Genomic DNA, 21,021 nt, shown 5'->3' with positions numbered 1-21,021 from the left:
CATCACCCAAATTCTGGCATAGCTCCAATAGCACCCGCCTGTTGGCTTCCAAAGTTGGGCATTCTTGCGCGGCGGGATGACGGCAGCGGTACCTCGAGCGGCAATCACATTGTGACATCTGCGCGTGCCATAGGCCCCGTTAGCGGTGACCGTGGCAATCTCCTGGTTGGGCAGGCGCTATTTGAGGAGAAAGAACGCGCAGCCTCTCTGCGCATTAGCAAAACCGCTGAAGGCTTTGCCTTGGACCTGGGTGCGCCCGACTGGTCGTCTGTAGAAATCACGCCCGAGGGCTGGAAAATGCGCCAAAGCAAAGAGCCACGATTTCGACGCAGCAATGGGGTGGCAGGCTTGCCGCTGCCCGTCCCTGGCAGCGGTGACATAAGCTTATTGCGTGAGTTCGTGAACGTGGGCAGCGAAGCGGATTTCCAGCTTGTCGTGGGCTGGCTATTGGGCGCGCTGCGAGCGGATGGCCCTTATCCTATCCTCGTGCTTTCGGGCGAACAGGGCAGCGCCAAAAGTACCGTCACGAAGGTGCTGCGCGCGCTGGTTGATCCGTCCACATTGGAAACCCGCTCTTTCCCTGGTGACGAGCGCGACCTGGTGATTGCTGCGCAAGGTGCGCATGTCTTAGCTTTCGACAATCTTTCGCGAATCAAACCCGTGATGGCTGATTGCCTATGTCGGCTTGCTACGGGGACGGCTTTGCCACGCGCAAACTGCATAGCGACGCCGACGAGGTTTTGTTCAAAGCCACTCGGCCCTTGATCCTGAATGGCATACCCGACCTAGCCGAGCGGGCAGACTTGGCAGATCGCGCTATCATTCTGACCTTGCCGACAATTCCCGAAACCGCCCGAAGCTTTGAAAGCGATTTCTGGGAGCGTTTCGAGAAAGCCCGCCCGCGTATTCTCGCGGGGTTGCTGGATGCGTCAGCCCATGCGCTTGCCTATAGCGCCACTGTGCGACTCTCAGAGCGCCCCAGGCTCGCAGACTTCGCCAGATGGGTCACGGCGGCGGAGCCTGCCCTGGGCTGGTCCGAGGGGGCGTTCCTGACCGCGTATCAAGCCAATCGGCGCGAAAGTGAGGCCATCGCCATCGACAACAACATGGTGGCGGCTCTGGTGCTTATTTTTATGCAACAGGACGCCGAGTGGCGAGGGACCGCGAGCGAGTTGATTATAGCTTTGCGCAAGCGCTTCCCGGTGGAAACCGATAGCGCCGAGACCTTTCCCCGCAAACCCAATCACTTTGGCAGCGAGTTGCGCCGCGTGATGCCGCTGCTACGCCGCCAGGGTGTTGGAGTGGACTACCTACGCGAGGGCAAGTCACGGCAAAGGCTCATTGTCCTAAAAGCGCTTTGACGTTGTCCGCCATTGTCCGCCTTGTCCGCCGATCAATCTTTGTACACTTGGGGGCGGACAACGGCGGACAAGGCGGACAGTGCATTGGAGAGGTCGGCCCTTTGCTGTCATTCGTCCCAAAGTCAGCAAATGACCTGTCCCAGCCCATTTGCGCGACAGAGCCATTATCAAACACCAGTAGAGACATTTGCGCAGTGTGCTGCGTGGTTGTGTTGAGCCTACCGCTCGTTGTTTTCAATTGGCATACAATAGGCCTGCCACGGACACCTTTATGCCACTTTCGGATCATTAAATGGGGCATGTTATTTTTTAGCCGCGAGAGAAAAGTTGAAACATTTTAAGGTCGATAGCAAGGCCTCCGTAGGCCTTCAAGACACCCGCTCAATCACGCTGATCGTGCCGATCTATAACGAGGAAGCGAGCATCCCAACGTTTCTTGACAAGGTGACGTCGGTTCTTGGCGAGGTCGGGCCGGACATTTGCTTCGACGTTCTTTTCGTCAACGACGGTAGCCGTGACACTACGGAACAGCTGATCCTTACTGCCGCCGCCGAGCGCGATAATATCGGACTGATCAACCTGTCGCGCAATTTTGGAAAAGAGGCTGCATTATTCGCCGGCCTACGCAACGCCAAGGGGGACGCCGTGATTCCTCTCGACGTTGATCTGCAGGATCCCCCTGCGGTGATCATCGAGATGATCGCGCTTTGGCTGGATGGGGCGAAGGTGGTGAATGCGCGCCGCGCCCGCCGTGACAACGATACCTGGCTCAAGAAACAGACAGCGAACGCTTTTTACCGCATCTTCAACGCGTTGGCAGAGCACCCGATTCCACGCGGGGTTGGTGACTTTCGCCTACTCGACCGCGAAGTGGTTAACGCAATCTGCCAGCTTGGTGAACGCTCGCGCTTCAATAAGGCGCTCTTTTCTTGGGTCGGGTTTGAGGCGGAAGAGGTGATCTATGATCGCCCGGCACGGACCGCGGGGGAAACCTGCTGGTCTTATTGGAAACTCTGGAAACTTGCCTTGGATGGGATATTCGCCTCGTCCACAATCCCTTTGCGCATTTGGACCTATATCGGAATGTTGATGGCCTTTACGTCGCTGGCATATTCGGGATTTATTTTCACCAGAACACTGCTGTTTGGCGTTGATGTTCCCGGTTATGCCTCAACGATCATGCTGATCCTTGTTTTCGGAGGGATCAACATGTTCGCGCTTGGGATCATCGGCGAATATGTTGGTCGCATCTACACCGAGGTCCGCCAGAGACCGGTCTACATCGTGCGCTCGCAACACCTCGCCAAAAATACGGAGATCTGACGTGTTCATATTCGATTCGGATCGTCGCGCGTGGCGGCCGTCGCAGAAAAAGGTTGATATCGCTGTGATGGGACAAATTATCCGCTTTGGTGGCGTCGGTGGCGTTGCAACACTTGTGCACGTCCTCATCGCGATGATGGCGCGGGAGGCGATTGATCTTGCCCCGCTAGAAGCGAATTTCGCGGGTTTCATCTGCGCGGTCCTCTTTTCTTACGTTGGCCATACGCGTTTCACCTTCAGGCGCGCCGTGAACCGGAGCGACCAGTTTCTGCGCTTCATCACTGCCGCACTCGTCTCGCTCGGAACGAGCAGTTTTATAGTTTGGCTACTCGACAGCGTTCTGGGAATTGACTTTAGTGTCGCCATGATGGCTGTGGCCGTTGTCGTTCCGATGATGACATTTCTGATGTTTAGGTTTTGGGTTTTTGAGAGCGCGCGTGAACATGCAAGACCCGACTGGATCGGATTGGGGCTTGCGGCCGCGCTATCGCTTATTGTGCTGGCAGTATTCTGGGGGCGCGCGATCAACCACGACACAGCTTGGTATCTTATCGCCACGCGCGATTGGCTGGCAGGGCAAGGGCTCTATACCAGTATTAGCGAGGTAAACCCGCCCCTCAACTTCTACTTTACACTGCCGGCGATCGGGTTCGCCGAACTGTTCGGGATCAGTGACACGAACGGGGAATATCTGGCGCTAGCGCTTTTGCTGTTTGCAATCTTGGTTTGGTGTCGCGCGATCATCCAAGACTCGCTCGGGTTTTCGCCTCTTCGCGGCTCGCTGCTGCTAATCGGGATTGCGATATCATTGGTTGTGCCCGCTCTGAATGATTTCGGCCAACGCGAGCAGGTTTTGGTCATCCTTAGCATGCCTTGGCTTTTGGGTGAGGCGAGCGCGAAACCTGCGTCCTTGCGGCAGCAAATTGTGCGCGCCGCTGTGGCCGCATTGGGCGTCTGTCTGAAGCCTCATTTCGTGCTTTTTCCACTGGCAATGACAGTTCTGAACATCCTGCGGCAGCGCTCGCTAAGGCCCATTTTGTCGCCCGCGAACCTGACGTTTCTCGCCGTTGGTCTTGCCTTTATCGCCTTCGTCGCGACGGTCCATCCGGCCTATTTGACAAAGATTGTTCCGATGGCGCGCGAAGTCTACGGCGCTTACGGCGCACCGTTCGCAACCGTGTTCGTAAGAATTTTACCCGAACTCCTCTTAGTGATGCTTCCTGCCGTTATCCTACTCGTCACACGTCGGGACAAGGCAGGCGTCGCTCCGTTCGCGTTTGTCGCACTTGCGGGGCTGGGATCGTATTTCTTGCAAGGAACAGGTTTCAGCTATCACGCGATTCCTTTCCGTGCCTTCGCGCTTATCGCTTGCATTTTGGTAATTCTGCGCGCGCGCCGCGTGGATCCTGCGGTGATCGCGTCAGCCGTCGCTATTGCTGGCCTTTTGTCACTCTTTGTCCAGCGCGGCTTCTATCAAAATGGCGCGGCAAGGCAGATCGCCAATGTGGCCAAGGAGATCGGCGATGTGCATAGCCTGATGGTTCTCACGCCGCATGTTTATGCAGGACCACCTGCCGCGATTGCGAGCAATGCGAAATGGGTAAGTCATTACTCTTCGAATTGGCTGGTACCAGGTGCGTTAAACAGGATTGCGAAAACCGACTGCGAAAAACGGCCCGACGCCTGCGCAAAACTTGAAGCCATCGCCGCGCTCAATCGGTCCGACAACATTTCTGACATCGCCAGATATCATCCAGATCTTCTCGTTATCGACCGGGACTCTGGGTATTTTTCGACGTCCCGGTTCCCCTGGCTAACCTTCATGGCACAAGATCCCGCTTGGTCTGGCGTTTTTAGCCAATATCAAGAGATCGGGCAGACCGACCGCTTCACCTATTTTCGGTATATGCCAAAATCATAGGCAGGCTTAGAAACATCTGAGATCGCCGCCCATGGTTCAAGGGCCTGTGACGTCGGCCCGACTTTGCAAAGCCAGCTCCCTGCGCGTTGCTGCCATTCGAGCGAAATGCAGCGAATGCCCGCTCTCCGCCCTGCCTGCCCCAGCTGTCAACGCTAGACGCAGGGTAGAAGGATGCACCTAGGGGCGATCCGAGCGTTTACCGTTTCGCATGATGGAGACCCGTCAACGCATGGCTGGCAAGCCCGCCACTGATTCTCTGATATTGCCCGGTTCGCGCACTTCGTCAGGGCGCGATACGTTTGAGGATCAAATTTGTAGCACCAGTGTAGCACCGTCCATTTTGGCCAGTAGAAAATGGCGAGGCCGCGTTGCCTGCAAGTTTTTTGATTTTTGAGGGATTTTATTGGTTGCGGGGGTAGGATTTGAACCTACGACCTTCAGGTTATGAGCCTGACGAGCTACCGGGCTGCTCCACCCCGCGCCAATGGGGGCTAGATAGGCCACCGCGTGGGGAAGCGCAATGCCTTGTGGGCAGAAATTTTGAAGATTTTTTAACAGATTTGCAAGGGATCGAACCGGGCGTTCGGGTGCGGGCTTTGCGGCTTTGGGTTTAGGCAGATTGCCTCTGGCTTTGGCTAGGCGCCGATCTCGGTCGACCCAGTTGATGTTGGCTCAAAGCGGGGCGATGGTGATTTGCGCGGCCTCAAGGGTTTGGCGCAACGTGCGCGCCACGGACAGCGCGCCTGCGGTGTCGCCATGCACGCAAATCGTGTCGATGCGGCAAGGAATATGCTTGCCAGATTGCGCAATGATTGCGCCAGCGCGCAGCATCTCCAGCATCCGCGCGGCGATCTCGGTGGGGTCATGCAGCACCGAGCCGGGCGCTTTGCGATCCATCAGCGTGGCGTCGTCGTTATAGGCGCGATCGGCGAAAATCTCACCCGCCCAAGCACAGCCCAGATCGCGCACGACTTGATCCATCGCGGTTTGGGGCTGCACCAAGATCACCAGATCGGGCTGAATACGCAGCGCCGCCTCAAAGCAGACGCGCGCCAGCTCAGCATCCTCGCAGGCCATATTCGACAGCGCCCCGTGCAGCTTGAGGTGGCGCAACTGCCCGCCCGCAGCCCGCGCCATCGCCTGCGCCGCGCCCAGTTGGTAGGTGATCATATTGCGGATCTCGCGATGTGACAGCGCCAGCCTGCGCCGCCCGAACCCCTGCAAATCGGGGAACCCCGGATGCGCGCCAAGCCCCACGCCCCGCGCCTGCGCCAGAGCCATCGTTGCCGCCATCACATCCGGGTCGCCGGCGTGAAAACCGCAGGCGATATTGGCCGAAGTGATGACCTCTAGCAGCCCGGCGTCATCGCCCATCACCCAAGGGCCAAAGCCCTCGCCGATATCGGAATTCAGATCGACTTTGCGCATCGCTTACTCCTCTAGGTCGCGCCCCGCTGTGACGCCGCTGATCAGTTGATAGGCCAACAGATCGGGGATCATGCGCGGGTCGCGTATCAAATCTGTGCTCTGGCGGCGCAGGTTTTGCAACAGGTTCTCTTGGGTCGCGGCGATCCGGTCGGCCTCGGCCAAGGTGACATGGGCAAAGCGTAGCCGCGCACCCACGGGTGCCTGCGCGATCTTGGGAATGTCGCAGTCCAGAACAGTGCCGATCCGGGGGTAGCCGCCGATGGTCTGACACTCGGCCAAAAGCACGAAGGGGTGACCCGCGCCGGTCATCTGGATGTCGCCTTCCTGAATAAAATCCGAGGCCAGCCCCTTGGGGGCCTGCGCCGCGAATGCGGTGCCCTCAAAGTCCAGCGCCACGCCCTGACGGTTGCCGGACGGGCTGCGCGTAAAGCACGTCTGATCAAAGCGCGCGCGGGTCGTGGCATCGAATAATTCGGTTTGCGGGCCAGAGATATAGCGCAGCGTGCCGCCCTCGAACCGGTTATCACAGCGCAACACGCGCGCACCCTTTTCCAGGGCGTTATCGACGCCAAGCGGCAGGCGAGCGCCCGCCGTCAAAGCCGCGCCAAGCCCCGCGCTCAGATGGGTTGCACGACTGCCAAGCTTCGGCGGGACCTCAATCCCGCCCGCACAGGTGAGATAGCCAAACACTCCCGCGGTCGCGGCGCCGATGCGCAGGATCTGGCCCGGCTGCAAAAGGTGGCTCGCGCTCCACGCGACAGGGTGCGCGTCAATAGAGGCGCGCATCGGAGCGCCGGTCAGTGCAATGCGGCTGGGCTGTGTGACCTCAAAATCGCCACCCATCGCGGCCATTTCGATGGCTGCGATGGGGACGGACAACCCCAACAATGCCGCCGCCTCGTATAGCGCAAGACGATCCGCCGCGCCGCCGCGTGACAGTCCGATATGGGTTTGCCCCAAGCGGCCTAAATCCTGCACGCTCAGCCCCGGCCCGGCTTTGTGGATAAAGATCTGGCCGCTCATTCCCGCGTCTCGCAGATCGCGCCGCCTGCCGGATCGCCGCTCGCAAGTAGCCCGGTCAGGTCATCACCCGAGACCGGAACGAGTTGCAGTGCATCGCCTGCGCGCAACGGCACGGCGGGCTCGGCATCGGGGCGAAACGGCGCAAAAGCCGTGCGCGCGATCTGGCGCCATCCGGTGGGCGAGGCATTGGAAAACAGCACCAACTGGCGCACCGCCACCGCAATCGCGCCCTTGGGAACCTGCGGGTTGAGGCTTTGCATCCGGGGCAGATCCCACGGTTTGGGCAGCAGTCCCAGATAGGGCTGACCGGGCGCAAACCCGATCGCCAGAACGCGCAAAGGCGTTGTTGTGATCATCTCGATGGCGGCTTCGGGGCTAAGGCCCGCAAGCTTGGAGGCAGCTTCAAGATCGGGGCCATGTTCGCCGCCAAAGGCCGCCGGAATGCGCCAGATCCGCGTGGCGGGCTGCGGCATAGCTGTGTGCCAATCACGCCCCGATAGCAGTTCGGCGATCTGGCGGGCACATTCCGCGCGCGTGGTTTTCGTCGCATCAAAGCGAAACAAAACCGAGGTCAGGCTGGGCACGATCTCGTGCAGATGGGGCAGGGGGGCGGCGCGGGCGGTGTCATAAAACGCCTGCGCCGCCGAGGTCGCCCACGGCTCTGCCCGCAACGCGAAGCGCACCAGAATGCCGTCCTGCCCAAGCGGCAGAATCTGCACATCCTGAGGGCCAGCACTTGGTGGCAAAAGGGCGTATTCAACACTCATATCGGCTTTCGCTGCGGGGCTTGGACGGTGCGGATAAAAACTTCTCGTTGACTTTGATTTCAAATTACCGACAAAATGTCAACGTTATGAAAGTGAGCGAGGACCAACCCCGCCCTAACCCGACAGGAGAGATAAGATGCGACATTTCGCGATAACCCTTGCGGCGGCGATCGGATTGGCCGGTGGCGCGCAGGCGCAAACTTGGGACATGCCCACGCCCTATGGCGACACGACATTCCACACCATCAATATCCGTGATTTCGCCAAGGACGTCTCTGGCGCGACCGATGGCAAGCTGGAAGTTGCGGTGCATTCCGCGGGCTCGCTGTTTCCCCATAGCGAAATCAAGAACGCCGTGCGCTCGGGGCAGGTGCCGATTGGCGAGTTCTTTTTGTCAACGCTCGCTAATGAAGATCTGGCCTTTGGCGTCGACAGCCAGCCGTTTCTTGCCACCAGCTACGAACAAGCGGCCAAGCTGTGGGCTGCGCAGAAACCTGTGATCACCGAGCTGCTTGCCAAGCAGGGCTTGATGCCGCTCTTTTCCGTGCCGTGGCCGGCCCAAGGGCTGTATACCAATGGGGAAATCAAGACGGTGGACGACCTCGCCGGGTTGCGCTTTCGCGCCTATAACCCCGCGCTTGAGGAGTTCGCGATGATGGCCAAGGCCGCGCCTGTGCAGGTCGAAGCCTCTGATATCGCGCAGGCTTTCACCACCGGACAGGTGCAGGCCATGATCACTTCGCCCTCGACCGGGGCCAATTCCAAGGCTTGGGATTTCGTTGATACCTACACCAAGATCGACGCTTGGCTGCCCAAGAATATCGTTGTGGTGAACAAACGCGCGTTCGACCGCCTCAGCGCCGATGAGCAAAGCGCGGTGATGGCGGCAGCGGCCAAAGCCGAAACGCGCGGCTGGGAGATGTCCAAGAAAGAGGCCGCCGACAAGATCGCGGCGATGCAGGAAAACGGGATGCATATCGTCGATCCAAGCCCCGAACTTGAGGCTGGCTTGCAAAAGATCGGCGATGAGATGCTGGTGAAATGGAAAGAAAAAGCCTTGCCCGACGCGATGAGCGTCTTGCAGGCCTATCAAGCCAACTGACCCATGCGCGGCCCGTCTTTTCCCAAAGGCGGGCCGCTCTTTTTCAGTTTTCTGTCCCTTGCAGGAGCGATCCGCCATGCGTCGGCTGCTTGATAAAGCCTATCTGTATTCCGCAGGGCTGGCCGCCCTCTCGATTCTTGCGATTTGCCTGTTGGTCAGCGCCCAAGTCTGCCTCAATATCCTGGCGCGGCTGGGCGGGCCTGACCTGTCTTTCACAATCCCGTCCTACGCAGATTTCTCGGGCTATCTTCTGGCCTCAGCCAGCTTTCTCGCGCTGGCGCATACGCTGCGCCATGGCACGCATATCCGCGTGAACCTCGTAATCTCGCGATTGTCCGAGCGCCCGCGCTGGGTGTTGGAATGTGTCACGCTGGCGGTTGCCACGCTGACCAGTTTTTACGCAACGTGGTTCGCCGCCTTAATGACAATGGAAAGCTGGCAATACGGGGACAAATCCACCGGCATCGTCGCGATCTCGATCTGGATGCCGCAAAGCGTGATGGTGGCGGGGCTGGCGCTGCTTGGCGTGGCCTTTCTTGATACGCTGATCGAGAGCCTGCGCGCGGGTCGCTCGGTCATTGTCGATCACACGGTGGAATGAGCACAATGTCCGATCCGGTTGTTTTCTCGATTTTGCTGGGCCTGTTGTTGGTGCTTCTCGCGGGCGGGCTGTGGGTGGCGCTGTCGCTGCTGGTGGTTGCGCTGGCAGGGCTGACCTTCTTTTCCAACGCGCCGACCGGGTTGGTTATGGCCACGACGCTTTGGGGTAACAGCCATAGCTGGCCACTGGCGGCGCTGCCGTTATTCATTCTGATGGGCGAGATATTGTTGCGTTCGCGGCTTAGTCAGGACATGTTCAGCGGCCTTGCCCCGTGGCTGGGGCGGACGCCGGGGCGGTTGTTGCATGTCAACGTGCTGGGCTGTGCGATTTTCGCCGCCGTGTCGGGCTCCTCTGCTGCCACCGCTGCCACGATCGGGCGCATGTCGGTGCCCGAGTTGACGAAACGCGGCTATCCCGAAAGCCTGATTTTGGGCACGCTGGCGGGTTCGGCTACGCTGGGGTTTCTGATCCCGCCCTCGGTGATCCTGATCGTCTACGGTGTCGCGACCGAGCAATCCATCGCGCGCCTCTTCATCGCGGGCATCTTGCCGGGGCTGATGCTGGTGGTGCTGTTTGGGGGCTATGTTGCGCTGCGAGCGTGGCTCAATCCGGGCATGATCCCGGCCGAGGAGGGCACCCCGAGCCTGCGTGACAAGCTGCGAGCCTCACGCAATCTGCTGCCGGTTGTAGCGCTGATCGGAGGCGTGATTGGCACGATCTATACCGGCGTTGCCTCGCCCACGGATGCCGCCGCGATTGGGGTGGTGTTCTCGCTGATCCTCGCCGTGGCCAGTGGCACATTCTCGCGCCGTGATTTCATCGAGGCGCTGCTATCCGCGACCCGCACCAGTGCGATGATCGCCTTTATCCTGATGGGGGCCTCGGTGCTGTCGGTGTCGATGGGCTTTACCGGAATTCCGCGCAATCTGGCCGCTTGGATCGGCACGTTTGGCCTGACGCCCTATGCGCTGCTGGCGGTCCTGACGGTGTTTTTCATCGTGCTGGGCTGTTTTCTCGACGGGATTTCGGTGGTGGTGCTGACCACGTCCATCATTTTGCCAATGGTGCAGGCGGCCGGGATCGACCCGATGTGGTTTGGCATCTATCTGGTGCTTGTGGTTGAGATGAGCCAGATCACCCCGCCCGTCGGCTTTAACCTGTTCGTCATTCAAGGGCTGACAGGGTTCGATATCATGAAAATCGCGCGCGCCGCCTTTCCCTTCTTTGGGCTGTTGCTGCTGGGCGTTTTGCTGATCACCCTGTTCCCGCAGATCGTGACATTCCTGCCCGACGCGATGGGGAATTAACGCTGTCGCGCGGTGGCCCTATAGGGAGGACGCCGCGCGGCTCGCCTGATCGTAAAGGCCCGACAAGACGCGCATCGCGGCGGCGATCTCGCGCAGTTCTGCCCCGTCGGGACCGCCTTTTTCGATCGGCTCCAACAAACACTCCTCGCGCACTACACGGTAGCGATCACACAGCGCTTGCCCGGTGTCGGATGTGCGATAAAACACTTCTTTTCCGCGCTTTTCCGAAGTCAAAAGTCCCATCTTAACAAGCTTGCGCAGCGCGTAAGTGACCGTATGCGTATCTTCGATATTGAGCAGAAAGCAAATATCGCTCAGCCGTTTTTCGCGATTGCGATGGTTGGCGTTATGCAGGACCAAGATCTCAAGCGGTGACAGTTCGCCCATGCCCGCCGCGCCCATGCAACGCTGCATCCATCGCGCGAAACTGTTATACGCGATGATCAGCCCGTATTCGTATTCCGAGGCTTCCCAAGTCTGGCCATCAGCCAGATGTCGAGACGAGACGATGCGGCGATTTCCTGCGGCCATGTCGGGGAGAACTCCGATAATTTGTTTAGATTACACCGACAGATCATACGCAATTCATTGATATCCTGTCCATCGCCAACCTGCCCGTCTTTCCGGCGGATGGGGGCTTTCCCTTTGCCGCGATTTGCTTTCTTCTGGCGCGGTTAAAATCATGACGGAGCGCCCCTGATGACCCGCTACCCCCGCGACCTGCGCGGCTATGGCCGCACCACCCCCGACCCGCAATGGCCCGGCGCGGCGCGGGTGGCGATCTCGATGGTGCTGAACTTCGAAGAGGGCGGCGAAAATTGCGTGCTGCATGGCGATGCTGCATCCGAGGCGTTCCTGTCCGATATCGCGGGCGCTGCGCAATGGCCCGGCCAGCGCCATTGGAACATGGAGTCGATTTATGACTATGGCGCGCGCGCCGGGTTCTGGCGGCTGCATCGGCTGTTCACATCGCTCAACCTACCGCTGACGATTTATGGCGTGGCGACGGCCCTTGCGCGTGCCCCCGAACAGGTTGCCGCGATGAAAGAGGCGGGCTGGGAAATCGCCAGTCACGGTCTGAAATGGGTCGAGCACAAGGATATGCCCGAGGATCAGGAACGCGCCCAGATCGCCGAGGCGATCCGCCTGCATACCGAGGTCGTGGGCGCCCGTCCGCGCGGTTGGTACACGGGCCGTTGCAGCGTCAATACCGTGCGCCTGACCGCCGAAGAGGGCGGTTTCGACTGGATTTCCGACACTTACGACGATGATCTGCCCTATTGGATCGAGGCCGGAGAACGCGACCAACTGGTGATCCCCTACACGCTTGAGGCCAATGACATGCGGTTCGCCACAGCGCCGGGCTATATCGAGGGCGAACAGTTCTTCACCTATCTCAAGGACAGTTTCGACACGCTTTACGCCGAGGGGCTGGACGGTGCGCCCAAGATGTTTTCCGTCGGGCTGCACAACCGTCTGATCGGACGACCGGGCAAACTTGCCGGGCTGAAACGCTTTCTCGAATACGCGCGCGGGCATGAGGGCGTGTGGTTTGCCACGCGCGGCCAGATCGCGGCGCATTGGGCGGCCACGCATCCCCCAATCCGGCGCGAGCGTCCCAGCCAGATGAGCCGCGCGCGCTTTATCGAGGTCTTTGGCGGGATCTACGAACATTCGCCCTGGATCGCCGAGCGCGCCTTCGATCTCGAACTTGGCCCCGCGCATGATTGCCATGAGGGCATGGCCTCGGCCCTTGCGCGGATCTTTCGCAGCGCCAGCGCCGATGAACGGCTTGGCGTTCTGGCCGCGCATCCCGATCTTGCGGGCAAGCTGGCGCAGGCGAAACGGCTGACAGCGGAAAGCACTTCGGAACAGGCCAGCGCCGGGCTGGATGCGCTCAGCGATGGCGAGCGCGCCACATTCGAGGCGCTCAACACGCAATACACCAAGAAATTCGGCTTTCCCTTCATCATCGCAGTGAAAGACAACACCAAGGCCTCGATCCTGCACGCGTTTCATCGCCGCTTGGCCAATAGCCGCAACGACGAACTGGCCGAGGCTTGCGCGCAGGTCGAACGCATCGCGTGGCACCGCCTGAGTGCGCTTGATCTTTAACCTGCGCCCAGCTCTGCGATTAGCCAATCTTGAAACGCCGCGACGGGCGCGCTGCCGATCGTGCGCTCGGGCAGGATCAGGGAATAGGTCTCGCCCGTCTCAAACCGTCGCCTTGAGGCCAGCACCAGCCGCCCCTGTTGCAAGGCCGGGGCGGCGATGATCTCGGGCACCAGTCCAATTCCCATCCCCGCGCCCGCCGCATCCATGATCATGTCAAAATGATCAAACCGCGCGCCGCGCAGGATGTGGCGCGGGTCGCGCCCGGTATCGCGGAACCAGTCCAGCCACAGCGTCGGGCGCGTCGATTGCTGCAACAGCGGATGGCTTAACAACGCATCATCGCCCAGCGGCGCGCCCCCGTTCAACCGCCCCGGCGCACAGACCGCGACCAGCGTCTCGCGCAGCAGTTCCACGGCTTGCGTTCCCGGTCCTTCATGCTGTGTGCGCATAATCGACAGATCGAACGGGTCGCTTTGAAAATCCACCGGATGCAGTCGCGCAGTCACATCCAGACTGATCTGCGGTGCGATCTGCTCGAACCGGGCCAGCCGCGCAATCAGCCAACTGCGCGCAAACGAAGGCAGCACCGCAATGCGCAAAATCGCATCCGCCCCGCCAAAGGCCATCACCCCCATCGCAGCGCTATCAAGGCTTGCCAGAATCTCTTCGGCACGGTCCAGAAACACTTGCCCTGCTGGCGAAAGCACCAGCCGCTTGCGCACCCGGTTGAATAGCGCAACGCCCAGCCTCTCCTCCAGCGTGCCCAGCGAACGCGAGATCGCGCTTTGCGTCAGGTTCAGTTCTTGGGCGGCGCGGGTCGTCGTGCCGTGACGCGCGCAGGCGGTGAAAGCCTGCAGCTCGCTGACGGTCGGAATATAGGCTTTGCGCATGGCTTTGGTTTCCTGAAAAGGCTCCGCCAGTTTATGCGCAAATCTCATCATGTTCAAAATTAAAATCGTTTGCCTGTGTGCGCCATATCTTTAAGATCGCGCCCAACCCAAGACCGACAAACGCGAGGACCGAGATGACCGACCGCCCCATGCTCAAAGCCAAAGACGCCCCCGATCTGGGGCAATTCAGCTGGGACGACCCGCTGCGTCTTGACGAACAACTGACCGAGGACGAGCGGATGCTGCGTGACGCCGCGCGCGCCTATGCCCAAGACAAACTGCAACCCCGCGTGATTGATGCCTACGCCAATGAGGAAACCGACCCCGCGATTTTCACCGAGATGGGCGCGATGGGCCTGCTCGGCGCGACCATCCCCGAGGAATATGGCGGGCTTGGCGCGGGTTATGTGTCTTATGGTCTGATCGCGCGCGAGGTCGAGCGGGTCGATAGCGGCTACCGCTCGATGATGTCGGTGCAATCGAGCCTCGTGATGTATCCGATCTACGCCTATGGCAGCGAGGAACAGCGCCGCAAATACCTGCCCAAACTGTCCAGCGGCGAATATATCGGCTGCTTTGGCCTCACCGAACCCGATGCCGGATCCGACCCCGGCGGGATGAAAACGCGAGCCGAGAAAACCGCCACCGGCTACCGCCTGACAGGCACCAAAATGTGGATCAGCAACGCGCCGATCGCCGATGTGTTCGTGGTCTGGGCCAAGTCGGATGCCCATGGCGGCAAAATCCGCGGCTTCGTTCTGGAAAAAGGCATGAAGGGCCTCTCCGCGCCGAAAATCGGCAACAAGCTGTCCTTGCGCGCAAGCATCACCGGCGAGATCGTGATGCAGGGCGTCGAGGTCGGCGAGGACGCTTTGCTGCCCCATGTGCAGGGCCTCAAGGGGCCGTTTGGCTGCCTGAACCGCGCGCGCTACGGCATCGCTTGGGGCGTGATGGGATCGGCCGAGTTCTGCTGGCACGCCGCGCGCCAATACGGTCTGGATCGCAAGCAGTTCAACAAGCCGCTGGCGCAAACCCAACTGTTCCAGAAAAAGCTCGCCGATATGCAGACCGAGATCACCTTGGGCCTGCAAGCCGCGCTGCAAACGGGCCGTCTGATGGATCAGGCCAAGGCCGCCCCAGAGATGATCAGCCTCATCAAGCGCAACAATTGCGGTAAGGCGCTGGACGTGGCGCGGCTGTCGCGCGACATGCATGGCGGCAACGGGATTTCGGGCGAATTTCAGGTGATCCGCCATATGGTGAACCTTGAAACGGTCAACACCTATGAGGGCACCCATGACGTGCACGCGCTGATTTTGGGGCGCGCGCAGACGGGCCTGCAGGCCTTCGCATGAGCGCCCCGCTTGAGGGGGTGAAGGTCGTCGAACTGGCGCGCATTCTGGCTGGCCCTTGGGCCGGTCAGGTGCTGGCCGATCTGGGTGCGCAGGTGATCAAGGTCGAGGCCCCCGAGGGCGATGATACGCGCCGCTGGGGCCCTCCTTTTATTGCGCGCGAAGGCGACGGTCCCGAAAATCGCTCGGCCGCCTATTTCCACGCCACCAATCGCGGCAAGCACTCCGTCATCGCCGATTTCCGCACGCCCGAGGGCCAGAAAATCGTGCGTGATCTCGTGGCCGACGCCGATGTGGTGATCGAGAATTTCAAACTTGGCGGGCTCAAGAAATACGGGCTGGATTATGACAGCCTCAGCGCGCTCAATCCGCGCCTCGTCTATTGTTCGATCACCGGCTTTGGCCAGGACGGGCCTTATGCGCCCCGCGCAGGCTACGACTTTCTGATCCAAGGAATGGCGGGCTGGATGGACCTCACAGGCGATCCCGAAGGTGCGCCGCAAAAGGTCGGCGTGGCCTTTGCCGATCTGTTCACGGGGCTTTACGCGGTGATCGGCATCCAAGCCGCACTGGCCGCGCGCATCCGCACCGGGCGGGGCCAATTGGTCGATATGGCGCTGCTCGACTGCGCGGTCGGCGTGCTCGCCAATCAGGGGATGAACTACCTCGCCACCGGCACCCCGCCGCACCGCCTTGGCAATGCCCATCCCAATATCGCCCCTTACGAGGTCGTCAGCGCCGCCGATGGCGACTTGATCCTAGCTGTCGGCAATGACGGTCAATTCGTGCGGCTTTGCGACCTGCTTCACCTCGATCTGGCCGACCGAGCCGAGTTCGCCACCAATGAGGCCCGCGTCGCCAATCGCACCGCCCTACGCACCTGCCTGCTGCCTGCGCTCGCGACATGGCGGCGCGCCGATCTGCTTGCCGCGCTCCAAGCCGCAACCGTGCCCGCCGGTCCGATCAACACGCTCGATCAGGTGTTTGACGACCCGCAGGTGCAAGCGCGCGAGATGCGCATCGAGGCCGAAGGCATCGCCGGCATCCGCACTCCAATCCGCCTGTCAGACACTCCGCTGGCCCCGCCGCGCCCCGCCCCGAAACTGGGCGAAGGCTGACTTCGGCTTCGCTCTTGAAAAATATCCCGGGGGAGTCTGCGGCACGCAGACGGGGGCAGAGCCCCTTTGTTTTAACTGATGATTGTCGCCGTCTGGCGACGGGGGCAGCGCCCCCTTTCTATCCGATGATTGTCGCCCTCGGGCGACGCGGGGCAGAGCCCCCCCACGCAGGCTACTCGCTACACGCCAGCGTCAAGGCAATCGGAATATCATCCGGCCCGCCATGCACATCGGGCTTGTTGATCGCGATATTAGGCACACATGTCTGCCCCTCGGCAGCGCCACGAATGACCACCGGATTGGATTTCACCGGCACCAGACCGGTCAGATTTTGCGGATCATACATCTCGATGCGCAGGGCGTTGGGGTCTTCGGGTGTCGCCAAGCCAAGCGCGAAGGCCAGCGTCACCACGCCATCCTTCACCGTCGCTTGAAAGCCGTAAATCTGCGGGTTGGGCAGTTGCGCGTCCCCCTTCCAGATCCGGGTGTAGTAAAACGACCCTTGCGTATTTTGCAGCGTCGCCTCATGCACCGCGTCCAGCTCGGCCCCGTCAAATTTACCGTCCCCATTCGCGTCATAGGTCTGCAAAAGCCATTCTGAAACCGAAGGGTCAAACGTCCAGCTTTCGCCGATATGGGTGATCTTGCCCTTGTCCATGCCCACCAGCAGACGCACCAGCAGCTCATCCTCGGGATGGGCGCTCGCGGTCAGCGGGATCGCAGTGCAAAGCAGGGTCAGTGCGAGGGCGCGGATCATGGTTGGAACTCTGGCTTGTTCTCGCCCGGCGGGGCAGCGGGGGGCGGGGCTCCGAAGGATGGGAAAGCATCGGCCTCGGGCACCGCAGATTGCGCGGCAGGGGCGTTTTCCGAGGCGGCATTTTGCGGCGGCGCGTTCTTGGGTTTCAGCTTGTTGCCCATCAAAGCCACACCGCCATACAGAACCGCGATTGCCACCAGCCAACTGCCCACAATCCGCCCCGCGATCTCAAACCAGCCCGCGCGCCACGCGCGCAAGGTCAGTGCCACCGCGCCAATCAGCCAGATCCCCAGTACCACTCCCGCCAGAAAGACCCACGGCTTGCCGCCATAGCTCGGGTCCGAGAGTTTTGTCGCCAGCGCATACATCGCGCCCAAAATCAGCGCCGCGGGCAGGATCAACATCGGGCGCGGCGCGCGCCCCAGCGCCAAGGTGGCCCCGATAGCGAGGGCAGAGATTGGCATGGTCAGAAAGTGATGGGTGATCGCGCCGGGAACCTGTTGTAGCGCGGCCATCATCTCGATGCGCAGCGCAAACCCTGCCGCCAGCCCGATCCCCCATAGCACGCAGGCGATCTGGGCCGGGCGCTTGGGCACCAGCGCCAGCGCGATGCCAAAGCCGAACAGCGGAAACAGCCGCTCGACGGCCAGCGCATCGCGGATCAGCCACGCGCCAACCTCGCCGCGCTGCGCCACTGGCATCAGCGCCAGCACGATCAGCGTGCCCAGCCCTGCCAGCACCCACAGATGGCGCAGCCAAGACATCCGACCAGCATAAGGGGAGGTTCGATCAGTTCCCAAAAAGACTCAACCCGCCTTGAAGAAAGCCCAATTGCCCCTGCATATAGCCAAAGGCCAGCACGAGGAAGCCACAGCCGACAAAGGCAATGAACGCCCCCAAAAGCTGCGACAGACGCCCTTTCCAGACCGGGTTCAGCGCCAGCCCAACCCCCACGCCGAGCACGTGAATAGAGCCGGTCGCAAGCACGAAACCAATCGCGTAATCTGCCGGGTCCGCCGCCATCGGAAGCTCTGCGCCATGGGCATAACCGTGATAGAAACCAAACACCGCGATGATCGCCAGAGACACCCATTCCGCAGGTTTCCAAGCGGCGGCAATTGCCAAGCCCAGAACGACAATCGACAGCGCGATGCCGACCTCGATGCCGGGCACGGGCAGCCCCAAAATGCCAACGATGCCGCCGATCACCATGATCATCGGGAAGGTGACGGGCAGTGACCAGACACGCCGTCCGCCCATCTGCGCCCCCCAAAGCCCGACTGCGAACATCGCAAGGAAATGGTCATATCCGCTCAGCGGATGCTCAAACCCTGCGGTAAACCCGCCCGAGCCAGTGCTGGTAATATGGGCCGCAGCGAGTTGCGGGACAAACAGCGTGATCAGGGCCGTGAGAGCTGCAAGGCGACGATGGGACATAGACGGTCTTTCGGTTGTGATTATGTGGCGGCATACTCTGTATCGGCTCCGAGAACTCAAGCCGATAAAGCGCCGTTTCCCCTCACCATCCCTTGAGAAATGTTGCGATGCAAGCCTTCAGCCAAAGCGCCTGATGAGATAACCGTCGCTGCGCGCGTTCGGGGCGCGGGGCAAGATTTGCGATGTTTATCGGGTGGTCAAGCGCGCTATGCGCAAATCGAACCCTAACCCGCCCCGAGAGCCACCGCGATCTGATAGGTCAGCAGCGACGCCAGATAGGCCAGCGCGAACATATAGATCAGCGCGACCCACATCCATTTCGCCGATCCCGCCTCGCGCCGGATCACCGCCAGCGTCGAGATACATTGCGGCGCAAAGATATACCACGCCAGCAGTGACAGTGCGGTTGCAAGGCTCCATTGGCCGGCAATCGTATTGATCAGCCCGCCATCGCCCGACACGGCATAAACCGTCGCCAGACCCGCCACCGCAACCTCGCGCGCGGCCATGCCCGGCACCAGCGCCACCGAGATCTGCCAGTTGAACCCAAGCGGGGCCAGCACCGGGGCGATAAACTTGCCAATCATCGCGGCGAAGGAATAGTTGATTGCGGGATCGGTCGCGCCTTCGGGGGCCGTCGGGAATGTCGAGAGCGCCCAGATAATCACCATCGCCCAGAAAATCACGGTGCCTGCGCGGCGCAAAAACACCTTGGCGCGCTGGTAAAGTCCCAGCAAGATATTGCGCGCACGTGGCAGTTTGTAATCGGGCAAATCCAGCATGAGGGGCGCGTTGCGTTCCTCGCGCGAGAACAGATAGCGCGCGACAAAGGCCACGACCAATACGCTGAGCACGCCCGCGCCATACAGCCCGAACATCACCAGACCTTGCAGGCTTAGCCCGGCGACCTTGGTGTTGGGGACAAAGGCCGCGATGATCAGCGTGTAAACGGGAATGCGCGCCGAGCAGGTCATCAGCGGTGCGACCAAAATCGTTGTCAGGCGGTCGCGTTTATTGTCGATCACGCGTGCCGCCATGATACCGGGGATCGCGCAGGCGAAGCTTGATAGAAGCGGAATAAACGCGCGCCCGTTCAGCCCCGCCTTGCCCATGATCCGGTCCATCAGGAACGCCGCGCGCGCCATGTAGCCGAAATCTTCGAGCAGCAGGATAAAGAAAAAGGTAAACAGGATCTGCGGCAGGAAAACGATGATCGAGCCGATGCCCGCAATCACCCCATCCACAAGGAAACTCTGGATCAAGCCCTCGGGTATCACGTCACTGACCAGCACGCCCAATTCGGTAAAGGCGGCGTCAATCGCGTCCATAAACGGGGTCGCCCAGCTAAACACCGCCTGAAACATCGTGAACAGGATCGCCAGCAAGATCAGCGGCCCGGCAACCGGGTTCAGCACCACGCGGTCGATCTTGGCAGACACGGTATCGGGTTCGGGCGGGCGGATCACATGGGCGTTGACCAACCGCTCTGCCTCGCGCATTGCCACGCGCAGATCGTGTGAACTGGGCGCTTGCCATGTGCTTTTACGGGCAGGTTCGACCCCGGCCTCCAGCATCGGATCGACACATTCCCACAGCGCATCCAGCCCGCCACGGCGCACAGCGGTCGCGGTGACAACGGGAATGCCCAGATCATCTGACAGCGCCTCGTGGTCAATCTGCAAGCCACGATGGCGCGCGATGTCGATCATATTAAGGATCAGAACAATCGGCAGGCCGACCTTTTTCAGCTCGCCAACCAGACGCAGCGCGCCGCGCAGGTTCGTCGCATCCGCCACCGCAAGGATCATGTCGGGCACACGCTCTCCGGGGCGCTGACCCAGCAGCACATCGCGGGTCACTTCCTCATCAGGGGAGCGCGCGCGCAAAGAATGCGTGCCGGGCAGGTCGATCACGGAAAACTTCCGCCCTGCCGCCGTGGTGGCAATGCCAACCTTGCGTTCAACCGTGACGCCGGAATAGTTGCCGACCTTCTGCGTCGCACCTGTCATCGCGTTGAACAGGGCCGTTTTGCCGCAATTGGGTGCACCTACAAGGGCCACCTCAAGGCGGAGCGCGTCGGGATCTGTCTGATTGGCGGCGGGCTGGGATATGGCGGGTGCCGAACTCATTCCGCGAGAATGGCCATAGCTTCATGGCGGCGCAGCGCGACCGTCGTGTCATTCACACGCACCGCGATCGGATCGCGACCAAACGGGCCTTCGTGCAGGATATGGACCGATGCGCCCTCGATAAAGCCGAGTTCAAGCAAGCGGCGTTCAAGTTCTTCGGGATCAAACCCGCCTTGCGTCGCAACGGGCGAGACAGAGACCAGCGTGCCGCGAAAACCCCGGCGACATGCGCCGAGGGGCAGGGCGGAAACGGCGGCTTCAATTTTTTCAGGGCTGGCCATCATGCGATCAACTCCATTGCGGATACGACTCAATCTCTCGATCCTTACAATCAGGAGATAGCGTTTGATTTGATCTCTGACAATTCGACTCTGGTATTTTCACAAAAAT

19 protein-coding genes, 1 tRNA gene and 1 pseudogene are annotated in these 21,021 nt (G+C 60.7%); 10 read left to right on the top strand and 11 right to left on the bottom strand.

The window, feature by feature from the left end; translation table 11 throughout:
• From DT23_RS19420 to DT23_RS07915, 4 genes and pseudogenes are all read left to right on the top strand, one after another.
• Window positions 1-765 (top strand): annotated as a pseudogene (locus DT23_RS19420) (hypothetical protein); the annotation flags it as partial.
• Window positions 766-803: 38 nt separating this feature from the next.
• Window positions 804-1,361 (top strand): DNA-binding protein, encoded by a 558-nt coding sequence (locus tag DT23_RS18520; protein ID WP_240473571.1) that lies wholly within the window; start codon window positions 804-806, stop codon window positions 1,359-1,361.
• Between the two features lie 327 nt (window positions 1,362-1,688).
• Window positions 1,689-2,684 carry a glycosyltransferase family 2 protein gene (locus DT23_RS07920; RefSeq protein WP_051697135.1) on the top strand — a complete coding sequence of 332 codons (996 nt, stop codon included), beginning with the start codon at window positions 1,689-1,691 and terminating at the stop codon, window positions 2,682-2,684.
• Window position 2,685: 1 nt separating this feature from the next.
• Entirely contained in the window at window positions 2,686-4,605 is a 1,920-nt protein-coding gene (locus tag DT23_RS07915) for a GtrA family protein (protein ID WP_038130223.1), read from the top strand.
• A gap of 404 nt (window positions 4,606-5,009) precedes the next feature.
• Here the strand turns inward: DT23_RS07915 and DT23_RS07910 are convergent.
• The 4 genes from DT23_RS07910 to DT23_RS07895 form a co-directional block, all read right to left on the bottom strand.
• A tRNA-Met gene (locus DT23_RS07910) sits at window positions 5,010-5,086 on the bottom strand.
• 191 nt (window positions 5,087-5,277) lie between these two features.
• Window positions 5,278-6,033, bottom strand: coding sequence for a LamB/YcsF family protein (locus DT23_RS07905; protein ID WP_038130222.1), 756 nt, complete (start codon window positions 6,031-6,033; stop codon window positions 5,278-5,280).
• Window positions 6,034-6,036: 3 nt separating this feature from the next.
• On the bottom strand, window positions 6,037-7,056 hold the full coding sequence (locus DT23_RS07900; protein WP_038130220.1) for a 5-oxoprolinase subunit C family protein: 1,020 nt from the start codon (window positions 7,054-7,056) through the stop codon (window positions 6,037-6,039).
• Complete coding sequence (locus DT23_RS07895; RefSeq protein WP_051697134.1) at window positions 7,053-7,823, bottom strand: 5-oxoprolinase subunit B family protein; 771 nt, start codon at window positions 7,821-7,823, stop codon at window positions 7,053-7,055. The genes DT23_RS07900 and DT23_RS07895 overlap by 4 nt, the downstream gene beginning before the upstream one ends.
• Window positions 7,824-7,959: 136 nt before the next feature.
• Between DT23_RS07895 and DT23_RS07890 the strand changes: the two genes are divergently transcribed.
• The 3 genes from DT23_RS07890 to DT23_RS07880 all read left to right on the top strand — a co-directional run bounded on the left by DT23_RS07890 (window position 7,960) and on the right by DT23_RS07880 (window position 10,833).
• Complete coding sequence (locus DT23_RS07890) at window positions 7,960-8,925, top strand: TRAP transporter substrate-binding protein (RefSeq protein ID WP_038130219.1); 966 nt, start codon at window positions 7,960-7,962, stop codon at window positions 8,923-8,925.
• A 76-nt stretch (window positions 8,926-9,001) separates the two neighbouring features.
• Window positions 9,002-9,526 carry a TRAP transporter small permease gene (locus DT23_RS07885; protein ID WP_038130217.1) on the top strand — a complete coding sequence of 175 codons (525 nt, stop codon included), beginning with the start codon at window positions 9,002-9,004 and terminating at the stop codon, window positions 9,524-9,526.
• A gap of 5 nt (window positions 9,527-9,531) precedes the next feature.
• A complete protein-coding gene (locus DT23_RS07880; protein ID WP_038130214.1) occupies window positions 9,532-10,833 on the top strand; it encodes a TRAP transporter large permease in 1,302 nt (433 codons plus the stop codon).
• An 18-nt stretch (window positions 10,834-10,851) separates the two neighbouring features.
• On the opposite strand, the gene DT23_RS07875 is transcribed toward DT23_RS07880, so the two are convergent.
• Window positions 10,852-11,364, bottom strand: a complete 513-nt coding sequence (locus DT23_RS07875; protein ID WP_051697133.1) for a winged helix DNA-binding protein — start codon at window positions 11,362-11,364, stop codon at window positions 10,852-10,854.
• A gap of 168 nt (window positions 11,365-11,532) precedes the next feature.
• On the opposite strand from DT23_RS07875, the gene puuE reads away from it, so the two are divergent.
• On the top strand, window positions 11,533-12,948 hold the full coding sequence (gene puuE / locus DT23_RS07870) for an allantoinase PuuE (RefSeq protein WP_038130210.1): 1,416 nt from the start codon (window positions 11,533-11,535) through the stop codon (window positions 12,946-12,948).
• Here puuE and DT23_RS07865 read toward each other — a convergent pair.
• The gene (locus DT23_RS07865; protein WP_038130247.1) at window positions 12,945-13,838 is read right to left on the bottom strand and encodes a LysR substrate-binding domain-containing protein; all 894 of its coding nucleotides are present in this window, start codon (window positions 13,836-13,838) and stop codon (window positions 12,945-12,947) included. The genes puuE and DT23_RS07865 overlap by 4 nt on opposite strands.
• 134 nt (window positions 13,839-13,972) lie before the next feature.
• On the opposite strand from DT23_RS07865, the gene DT23_RS07860 reads away from it, so the two are divergent.
• Both DT23_RS07860 and DT23_RS07855 read left to right on the top strand, forming a co-directional pair.
• The gene (locus tag DT23_RS07860) at window positions 13,973-15,193 is read left to right on the top strand and encodes an acyl-CoA dehydrogenase (RefSeq protein ID WP_038130208.1); all 1,221 of its coding nucleotides are present in this window, start codon (window positions 13,973-13,975) and stop codon (window positions 15,191-15,193) included.
• Window positions 15,190-16,308, top strand: coding sequence for a CaiB/BaiF CoA transferase family protein (locus DT23_RS07855; RefSeq protein ID WP_038130206.1), 1,119 nt, complete (start codon window positions 15,190-15,192; stop codon window positions 16,306-16,308). The genes DT23_RS07860 and DT23_RS07855 overlap by 4 nt, the downstream gene beginning before the upstream one ends.
• A gap of 172 nt (window positions 16,309-16,480) precedes the next feature.
• Here the strand turns inward: DT23_RS07855 and DT23_RS07850 are convergent, their stop codons facing one another.
• The 5 genes from DT23_RS07850 to DT23_RS07830 all read right to left on the bottom strand — a co-directional run bounded on the left by DT23_RS07850 (window position 16,481) and on the right by DT23_RS07830 (window position 20,915).
• On the bottom strand, window positions 16,481-17,065 hold the full coding sequence (locus DT23_RS07850) for a DUF1007 family protein (protein ID WP_038130204.1): 585 nt from the start codon (window positions 17,063-17,065) through the stop codon (window positions 16,481-16,483).
• Window positions 17,062-17,829 carry a hypothetical protein gene (locus tag DT23_RS07845; protein ID WP_038130203.1) on the bottom strand — a complete coding sequence of 256 codons (768 nt, stop codon included), beginning with the start codon at window positions 17,827-17,829 and terminating at the stop codon, window positions 17,062-17,064. The genes DT23_RS07850 and DT23_RS07845 overlap by 4 nt, the downstream gene beginning before the upstream one ends.
• Before the next feature lie 25 nt (window positions 17,830-17,854).
• Window positions 17,855-18,502 (bottom strand): HupE/UreJ family protein, encoded by a 648-nt coding sequence (locus DT23_RS07840; RefSeq protein WP_051697132.1) that lies wholly within the window; start codon window positions 18,500-18,502, stop codon window positions 17,855-17,857.
• Between the two features lie 224 nt (window positions 18,503-18,726).
• Window positions 18,727-20,631 (bottom strand): ferrous iron transporter B, encoded by a 1,905-nt coding sequence (feoB, locus tag DT23_RS07835; RefSeq protein WP_051697131.1) that lies wholly within the window; start codon window positions 20,629-20,631, stop codon window positions 18,727-18,729.
• Complete coding sequence (locus DT23_RS07830; protein WP_240473570.1) at window positions 20,628-20,915, bottom strand: FeoA family protein; 288 nt, start codon at window positions 20,913-20,915, stop codon at window positions 20,628-20,630. The genes feoB and DT23_RS07830 overlap by 4 nt, the downstream gene beginning before the upstream one ends.
• Window positions 20,916-21,021: the final 106 nt, after the last annotated feature.

Origin of the sequence: Thioclava indica (genome assembly GCF_000714545.1) — a bacterium.
GTDB classification, from domain to species: Bacteria; Pseudomonadota; Alphaproteobacteria; order Rhodobacterales; family Rhodobacteraceae; genus Thioclava; species Thioclava indica.
The sequence above is the reverse complement of the archived record's forward strand: the minus strand, read 5'-3'. Positions and strand labels throughout refer to the sequence as shown.